This is a genomic window from Psychroflexus salarius (assembly GCF_900129035.1).
Classification (GTDB): domain Bacteria; phylum Bacteroidota; class Bacteroidia; order Flavobacteriales; family Flavobacteriaceae; genus Psychroflexus; species Psychroflexus salarius.
Genome location: NZ_FQTW01000037.1, coordinates 1 through 1,605, shown reverse-complemented (window position 1 = coordinate 1,605; position 1,605 = coordinate 1). Strand labels below are relative to the sequence as shown.

Here is a 1,605-nt window from a genome sequence, read left to right as displayed (position 1 = left end):
AATGAAACGAAAAATTATAGTATTTTTAGAAATTAAAACTTAACCGAAAGGCGAGCAATTTTTATCCCGCCACAAACCATATACGCGAGACGTTGTGCTTAATTACAAAACGCACCTGAAAAATTGATAATAACTGAAACACATATTTATTGGGCAGGAATGAGTGTTTTAATGCTTTATTTCCTTGTGATTTATGCAAAACTTCATAGAAAAAAATATGTGCTAGGTAGCCTCTTCTTTTTCGGTGTTGTTTTCGCTGTTATAGGCTTAAAACTGCACTCATATACTGAATATCAAATGAATGACGGACATGCTGCTTCGACATTCTTCGCACCACTTATTTATATATTATTCTATCAGATATTAAGATTGTTAGCTAAAAAGATTACTGGAGTTGAGCCCGCATATGAATACGCATCTTCTTATGACAATGTAGACAATAGAAAATTAAACGCTTTAGATTACATTGTATTTGTTCTCCCATTCCTACTTGCAGTATTTTCACCATCAATAATAGAAGTAATTAAAAACTAAGCACAACAACGGCTATATGTAATGCGGGCTGAATCGTTAAATTCAAACTCCTACCCTTTTTTCCGCTCGCAATTTGTATCTTTATTCAAGTAAAATAATAAACCTAAAAATGGCTCGCTTAAGTGAGTGCTGAATTGAAACTGTAAGGCTTTATAAAATCCGCACTACACATAGCCGGAACCGTTAGGCTTCATTTAAAAAATTCTCAATAACAATATAAATCTGCATTTAAATAACTATTTTTGATTGTAAATAAATCAGTGATGAATATTCAAGCCGAAAAAATAGAATTGGTTAAAATGCTCTTGGACACTGAAAATCCAAGAATAATTGAATCAATCAAAAATATCTTTAAGAAAGAGAAGACTAATGATTTTTGGGATGACTTTTCTATTGAACAACGTAATGAAATTGAAAAGGCGTCTCGAGAAATCGAAAACGGCGAAATAACTGATTACGAAACTTTTATGCAAAAACATAGGTAAATTGAGCAGAAAAGTTGTTATTTCCAAAACAGCTCAAAAGAAATTAGAAAACCTTTTTGAGTATTTAATCACAGAATGGTCACTTAAAGTAAAGAAGGAATTTGTAGAAAAACTAGATTCGTCAATCGAAATAATCAAAACTCAACCCGAAATTTTTCCTGAATCTAAAAAAGGGAAGAAATTGAGAAGATGTGTTATAACAAAACAAACAACTCTTTACTATCGATTTAATTCTAAAAGAATAAATGTTGTAACAATTTTTGATACCAGACAACATCCGAATAAATTAGACCCTGAATTATAAAACGAAAGCCTAACATCGGCTATAAGTAATGCGGGATGTATCGCTGAATTCTAACTTTCTGCTTAATTTTCCGCTCGCAATTTGTATCTTTATTCATGAAAATAAAAAACATAAAAATGGCTCGCTTAGGTCGGTACTGAATTGAATATACAATCATTTCAAAACCCGCACTACATATAGCCAAAAACGTTGGCAATAATGTAAAATGAAAAAAATAATAACATTTATAATTCTGATATTAGCAATTAATTCAGTGACTTCACAAAACCGAAAAAACTGGAC

General features: G+C 31.2%; 3 protein-coding genes. All 3 read left to right on the top strand.

The features are described from left to right. Positions 1 to 123: 123 nt before the first annotated feature. The 3 genes from BUB82_RS11620 to BUB82_RS11610 all read left to right on the top strand — a co-directional run bounded on the left by BUB82_RS11620 (position 124) and on the right by BUB82_RS11610 (position 1,323). Positions 124 to 534, top strand: coding sequence for a hypothetical protein (locus tag BUB82_RS11620; RefSeq protein WP_073193792.1), 411 nt, complete (start codon positions 124 to 126; stop codon positions 532 to 534). A 263-nt stretch (positions 535 to 797) separates the two neighbouring features. Next, positions 798 to 1,019: a hypothetical protein gene (locus BUB82_RS11615; protein WP_073193791.1), complete on the top strand. Its 222-nt coding sequence runs from the start codon at positions 798 to 800 to the stop codon at positions 1,017 to 1,019. Between the two features lies 1 nt (position 1,020). Next, positions 1,021 to 1,323, top strand: coding sequence for a type II toxin-antitoxin system RelE/ParE family toxin (locus BUB82_RS11610; RefSeq protein ID WP_073193790.1), 303 nt, complete (start codon positions 1,021 to 1,023; stop codon positions 1,321 to 1,323). The last annotated feature ends 282 nt before the right edge of the window (positions 1,324 to 1,605 follow it).

Coding starts and splice junctions, on each gene's coding strand:
- BUB82_RS11615 (WP_073193791.1), top strand. CDS start 798: ATGAATATTCAAGCCGAAAAAATAGAATTGGTTAAAATGCTCTTGGAC.